We start from the raw sequence: 6,158 nt of genomic DNA, 5'->3' as shown, positions 1-6,158 counted from the left end.
TATCGATCCACGTCATGTGGGCGGTGCCCACCTGCACGCCGTCGCGATCGAGCTCGAGGCGCAGCACATTGCCGAAGTGTTCCACGCCGGCCTTCGACGCCGCATACGCGGACAGCCCGGGCATGGCGCTGAACGCCGCGGCGGACGACACGAGCAGAAGGTATCCGCGCCGGTTCTTCACGTGCGACACCGTCGCCTTCACGGTGCGCATGACGCCGATGAGGTTCACCTCGATCACGCGCACCAGCGCCTCCACCGGCGCGCTCGCGACCGTGCCCATGGAGGCGATACCCGCGTTGGCCACCACCATGTCGATACCACCAAGGTGCGCCACGGTGTGTGCGACGGCGGCATCGAGCGCCTGCTGGTCGGTCACATCGCACGCGTACCACAGGTGCCCGGGGCCCAGTTCGTGCGCGAGCGCTTCGAGCCGCTCCGGCTCCATACCCACGAGCGCGCAGCGCATGCCGCGCGCGGCGAGCCGGCGCGCCGTTTCTGCGCCAATACCGCGAGCGGGGCCGGTGATGAAGGCGACCTTACCGTCGAGTGACCAGGCCGATGCCATGGGCGAGGAGTGGGAGTGGAGGCGGGGGAATCGCGCGGCTTATGCGATCGCGGAGACGGCGGGAATCCCGCGATAGTGCTCCGGGCGAAAATGGGCTACCGCACGACGAAACGCGAAGGTGAAGCCGGGCCACAGGGTGCTGTTGCGACCGCTGCGATCGAGGTACCAGCTCGCGCAGCCCCCCTCGACCCACACCATGCGGCGCATACGGGCATCCACGTCGCGGGTCCACGCCTCCTGCGCCGCCAGTGTGGGTTCGAGGGCGCCGACCGCCCCACGCTGCATGTGATCGAGCGCCGCCAGCATGTGCGTGATCTGCGACTCGATCATGTAGATCATCGACGAATGGCCAAGCCCGGCGTTGGGCCCCGGGATCACGAACAGGTTGGGGAACCCGTGCACGGTGGTGCTGGCGTAGGCCGTGAAGATCGGGCGCCAGCAGTCCGCCAGCGTGCGCCCATCACGACCGGTCACGGATGGCGCGAGCGGCGGGTCGGTGGGTCGGAAGCCCGTCCCGAAAATCAGCACGTCGGCCTCGTGCACGGTGCCGTCCTGCGTGCGCACGCCCGTGGGTACGATGCGCTCGATGGCTGTGGTTTCGAGACGGACATTGGGCTTCGTGAGCGCCGGGTAGAAGTCGTCGGAGACGAGCACCCGCTTGCACCCCATGTCGTACGACGGCGTGAGACGCGCGCGGAGCACCGGATCAGCCACCTGCGACGCGAGATGGCGGAGCGCGACATGCCGCGTGACCTGGCGAATGCGCCGATGCTGGAACGGGAGGAACGTGATTTCGTGGGCGAGATAACTCAGCGCGCGCACGAACGACTGGACTCCGGGGACGGCGCGGAAGAGCGATTGGGCGAGCGCCGGCACCGCGCGATCACGGCGTGGTACAATCCACGGAGGGGTGCGCTGAAAGAGCGTCAGCGCGCCTACCTGCGGCTGGATGGCGGGCACGAATTGGATAGCCGAGGCACCCGTGCCGATCACCGCCACGCGCTTCCCGGCCAAGGGTACGTCGTGCCGCCATTGCGCCGAGTGGAAGGCCGGGCCCGCGAAGTCGTCGCGACCGGGAATCGCCGGCCAGGCGGGATCGCTCAGCGCGCCGGTGGCCAGCAGCAGCGCTCGCGCCGCGAAGGAACCGCCCGCCGTGTCGATATGCCAGCGCTGCGTGACGTCGTCCCACCGCGCGGACTGCAGCGCATGTCCGAAGCGCATGTGCGGCGTGATGCCGTACGCGTCGGCCACCCCACAGAGGTAGCGCTGGATCTCCGCCTGCCCCGAGTATTTGCGCGACCACGCGGGGTTTTGCGCGAAGGAAAACGAGTACAGCCGTGACGGGACGTCACAGGCGCACCCGGGGTAGGTGTTGTCCCGCCAGGTGCCCCCCGGTGCGTCCGCACGTTCGAGCAGCACCACATCGGTGATGCCCTGCTCCTTGAGACGGATGGCCGCACCGATCCCGGTGAAGCCCGCGCCGATGATGGCCACATGGACGTCGCGCATGGGCCGAATGTAGCGACCGGCGCCCGAAGCTCCAGCATGGGACACCCGTAGTACGTTATGCAGGTGGCCCCTGCCCCGCCGACGCATGCGGCGGGGCGCTGTCCGTCCCGCACTCGAACGAACGATGAATCCGCTTCGCCCTTTGCTGTCCGCCACGCTGCTGCTCGCCGCAACAGCGCCGATCGTGCTGGCCCAGGATGACGAACCGACCAACCGTCGACAGGTCGTGCCCATGGACTCGACGCGGGCGCGTCAACTGTACGTGAGCAATCGCCCGGAAGACCATCCGAGCGCGAATTACGAGCAGCAGATGAAGAGCAAGGCGCGCACCGACAGCATCTTCGCGGCGCGGGCCCAGGGCGTAGTCAAATTCTCCAAGGTGAAGTACAAGAGCCAGGCCGGCGGGCTGGAGATTCCGGCGTATCTCTTCGAACCGCTCAATCCGAAGGGGCCGAAGCAGCACGCCGCCATGGTGTGGGTGCACGGCGGGGTGCACGGCAACATGGACCAGAACTACTGGCCGTTCATCCGTGAAGCCGTGCAGCGCGGGTATGCCATCATCACGCCCGACTATCGCGGCAGCACCGGCTACGGCAAGGAATTCCACGAGGCGATCGACTACGGCGGCATGGAAGTGGACGACGTGGAGTCGGCCGCCGAGGTGCTCAAGGCGCTCCCCTACGTGAATCCCGAGCGGCTCGGCGTGATGGGGTGGAGCCATGGCGGCTACATCACCGCGCTGCTGCTCACGCGTGAGGCTCAGGGGACACCCTTCAAGTCGGGCGCGGCGATCGTGCCGGTCACGAACCTGCTCTTCCGCCTCTCGTTCAAGGGGCCGTCGTACCAGCGCTCGTTCTCGACGCAGGCGGCCGTGCGCGGGCTCCCGTTCGAGAAGCGCGCCGAATACATCCGCCGGTCGCCGTACTACTGGGTCGACAGCCTCAAGGTGCCCCTGCTCGCCCACGTGGCCACGAACGACGAGGATGTGAACTTCGAGGAGGCGCGCCCGCTCATCGATGCGCTGCAGGCCCGGCAACCCAAGCTGTCGGAGACCAAGGTGTACGTGAATCCCACGCCGGGCCCGACCAGCGTGGGGCACACCTTCAGCCGCCGCGTGAACCGCACGACGCTCGAGCGGGATGATTCGCCGGAGCAGATCGACTCGTGGAACCGGGTGTGGGCGTTCTTCGAGCGGACGCTGGGGAAGTAACGTCGGGCTTGTTCGGGTGCCGTACTCCTGCACAGACTACACGCTGAGCCCTTTCAGCCGGAGCATTGCATGAGCGGTACTGATTCTTCCGCACGGCACGCCATTGTGCCGTGCGCCTCCTGCGGCAAGTTGAACCGCGTGAACATGGACAAGGTGGGCGCCACGGCCGTGTGTGGCACCTGCAAGAGCGCCCTGCACGTGGACGCCCCGGTGATCCTCACCGATGCCAATTTCGACGTGGTGGTGTCGCGCAGCACCGTGCCGGTAATGGTCGACTTCTACGCCGACTGGTGCGGCCCGTGCAAGATGATGGCGCCCGTGTTCGCCGACTTCGCGCGCCGGCAGAAGGGGCGCGTCCTCGTGGCCAAGGTGAACACCGACGAGAACCCCGGCGTGAGCATGCGCTTCGGCATCCGCAGCATTCCCACGCTCACCGTGATGCATGGCGGACAGGAGGTGGCGCGCCAGGTGGGGGCGGTACCGATGGCGGCGCTGGAGCAGATGGTGGGGGGCGCGTAAGGGCGTTACCGCGTTGGTTACGGCGTGGGTAACGGCGCTTTACCAGCAGACGGCAGACGGCAGGAACTACAGGGCGCAGAACGGCAGGAATGTGGTAGAACAAAACGGGCGCAACCGCTTCGCGGTGCGCCCGATTTCCTTTGCGGTTGGGAGATCGGCATCGGCGCGAAGCGCGCGATGCCGAGTGGTTGTACCGAATTCCTCCCGTACTGCGTGCTGTAGTTCCTGCCGTCTGCCGTCTGCAGGTAAAGCGCCGTTACCAACGCAGTTCCCCCCGTTGTCACCGCCCCCCGATCACCTTCCGTCGCTCCGTGAGCTCCGTCTCGATCCGCCCGCACACCAGCTCGCACAGCTTCAGCACGTCCTTGTCGGCGAGCTCGTAGCGCACGTACACCCCGTCGCGTTCACGGGACACGAGGCCGGCGGCGAACAGCTGCGACAAATGCCGTGAGACGTTCGCTTGCCCCATCTGGGTGGCTTCGACCAATTCGTTCACCGTGCGCGGGCCGCCGCGCAACTCCTGGAGCAGGCTCAGACGCGCACGGTCACTCAGCGCCTTGAATCGATCGGCCACCATCTCCAGCAGTTCAGGGCCCATCCGCTTTGTCGCCATGCTGCGTCTCCGAAGTGAATACCATTCAGACTTACGTAAGTATGAATATAATACACAACAGAAAGGGCGCGCCACCCATACGGGGGACGCGCCCTCACGTACTGCTCGCCTGCAGGTCAGCCGAGCGTCGCGCTCAGCGTGATCTCGGCGTTCAGCACCTTCGACACGGGGCAGCCGGCCTTCGCGGCGTTGGCGAGCTCATGGAACTGCTCCGCCGTGATGCCCGGCACCTTGGCGTCGAGCGTGAGGTGCACCGTAGTGATGGCGAAGCCGCCGTCCTTCTGCTCCAGCGTGAGCGCCGCCGACGTGGCCAGCGACTCGGCCGTGAAGCCCGCACGGGTCAGCTGACCCGACAGCGCCATCGAGAAACAGCCGGCGTGCGCCGCCGCAATGAGCTCTTCCGGATTGGTGCCGTTGGTGCCGCTTTCGTCCTCGAAACGGAGCTTGAAGGAGTAGGGCGTGTTGTTCAGCACGCCGCTCGGCGTGGAAACGGTGCCGCTGCCTTCCTTGATGGTGCCGTTCCAGACGGCGGAGCCATGACGGATCATCGAATAGCCTCGAATGGTGTCGGGTCGGGTAGATGGGGCGGGCCGACGACCGCCGGCCACCTCCCCACGCGCTAAACGCTCGCCGGTTGAACGGCCGAGGGCAAGCGGCCGTATGCTCCCGGAGCCCGGCCCCATGCCTTGCGAGGCGCACCAGCGGGCGGTCATTTCCGCAGGTCCGCCGTCCCCTCCCCATCGGCCATGCACACTCTGCGTTTTCTCCCGCTCCTGCTGGGCGCCGCCACTGCGCTATCGGCGCAAACCTCCCCGGCGCCCGCGGTCGTCCCCAATACCCCGCGCGTACTCCGGGCCGCCCGGGTGCTCGACGGGTCGGGCCGGATCCTCACCCGCCAGGACATCGTGCTGCAGGGCGGGCGCATCACGACCATCAAACCCTCTATCGGCCCGCTCCCGGCGGGCGGCATCGACCTCGGCGATCGCACGGTCCTGCCGGGGCTCATCGACACGCATGTACACCTGGGCTGGTACATCAACAGTCAGGACAAGATGCACACCGACGGTGATGGTGACGCCCCGGGCGTGAGCGCGCTTGCGCACGCAGCCAACGCTTGGGCCACGCTGCGGGCCGGTTTCACCACCGTGCAGAGCATCGGGGAAGCCGACAACGCTCCACTGCGTGACGCGATCAATCGCGGACACATCCCCGGGCCGCGCGTGCTCACCTCGTTGGGCTCCATGAACGAGCGTACGCGCGGCGGCACCCCCGATTCGCTGCGAGCGGCCGTGCGGCGATTCAAGCAGATGGGCGCCGACGTGATCAAGATCTTCGCCTCCAAGAGCATTCGTGATGGCGGCGAAGCCACCATGTCGGTCGAGCAGCTGCAGGCGGCGTGCGGAGAGTCCACGGCTCACGGCCTCCGCAGTGTCGTGCATGCGCACTCGGCCGAGGCGGCGCAGCGCGCCGCGCGCGCCGGCTGCACGCAGGTGGAGCATGGGGTCTTCGCCGACGACGCCACCCTCGCGCTGTTCGCCGAGCGGGGCACATGGTTCGATCCGCAATGTGGCCTCGTGTTCCGCAACTATCTCGACAACAAGCCGTGGTTCGACGGTATCGGCAATTACAACGCGGTGGGCTTCGCGGCGATGGAGAAGGCCATTCCGCTCGCCGAGGCCGGGATCGGCCGCGCGGCGCGGACGAAGGGCGTGAAGCTGGTCTTCGGCACGGACGCCGTGGCC

The 6,158-nt window shown here is 67.3% G+C and carries 7 protein-coding genes; 3 read left to right on the top strand and 4 right to left on the bottom strand.

All coding sequences use genetic code 11. The features are described from left to right. Positions 1-565 (bottom strand): SDR family NAD(P)-dependent oxidoreductase (locus ACIQ6O_RS11350; protein ID WP_396207902.1); only part of this gene is annotated, 565 nt, incomplete at its 3' end. A gap of 39 nt (positions 566-604) precedes the next feature. After that, positions 605-2,074 carry a flavin-containing monooxygenase gene (locus tag ACIQ6O_RS11345; RefSeq protein ID WP_396207901.1) on the bottom strand — a complete coding sequence of 490 codons (1,470 nt, stop codon included), beginning with the start codon at positions 2,072-2,074 and terminating at the stop codon, positions 605-607. A 124-nt stretch (positions 2,075-2,198) separates the two neighbouring features. Between ACIQ6O_RS11345 and ACIQ6O_RS11340 the strand changes: the two genes are divergently transcribed. Both ACIQ6O_RS11340 and trxA read left to right on the top strand, forming a co-directional pair. Continuing rightward, entirely contained in the window at positions 2,199-3,284 is a 1,086-nt protein-coding gene (locus tag ACIQ6O_RS11340; protein ID WP_396207900.1) for an alpha/beta hydrolase family protein, read from the top strand. Between the two features lie 69 nt (positions 3,285-3,353). Then, on the top strand, positions 3,354-3,803 hold the full coding sequence (trxA, locus tag ACIQ6O_RS11335; protein ID WP_396207899.1) for a thioredoxin: 450 nt from the start codon (positions 3,354-3,356) through the stop codon (positions 3,801-3,803). 280 nt (positions 3,804-4,083) lie between these two features. On the opposite strand, the gene ACIQ6O_RS11330 is transcribed toward trxA, so the two are convergent. Together ACIQ6O_RS11330 and ACIQ6O_RS11325 are read right to left on the bottom strand one after the other, a co-directional pair. Beyond that, on the bottom strand, positions 4,084-4,416 hold the full coding sequence (locus tag ACIQ6O_RS11330) for an ArsR/SmtB family transcription factor (RefSeq protein WP_396207898.1): 333 nt from the start codon (positions 4,414-4,416) through the stop codon (positions 4,084-4,086). A 116-nt stretch (positions 4,417-4,532) separates the two neighbouring features. After that, a complete protein-coding gene (locus ACIQ6O_RS11325) occupies positions 4,533-4,964 on the bottom strand; it encodes an OsmC family protein (RefSeq protein WP_396207897.1) in 432 nt (143 codons plus the stop codon). Between the two features lie 198 nt (positions 4,965-5,162). Here ACIQ6O_RS11325 and ACIQ6O_RS11320 point away from each other — a divergent pair. Then, a partial coding sequence (locus ACIQ6O_RS11320; RefSeq protein WP_396207896.1) for an amidohydrolase family protein occupies positions 5,163-6,158 on the top strand: 996 nt, incomplete at its 3' end.

The sequence above is a fragment of the Gemmatimonas sp. genome, assembly GCF_044345575.1.
Taxonomy (GTDB): Bacteria; Gemmatimonadota; Gemmatimonadetes; order Gemmatimonadales; family Gemmatimonadaceae; genus Gemmatimonas.
Note: the sequence above shows the minus strand (reverse complement) of the source record. Positions and strands in the feature narration are given on the sequence as shown.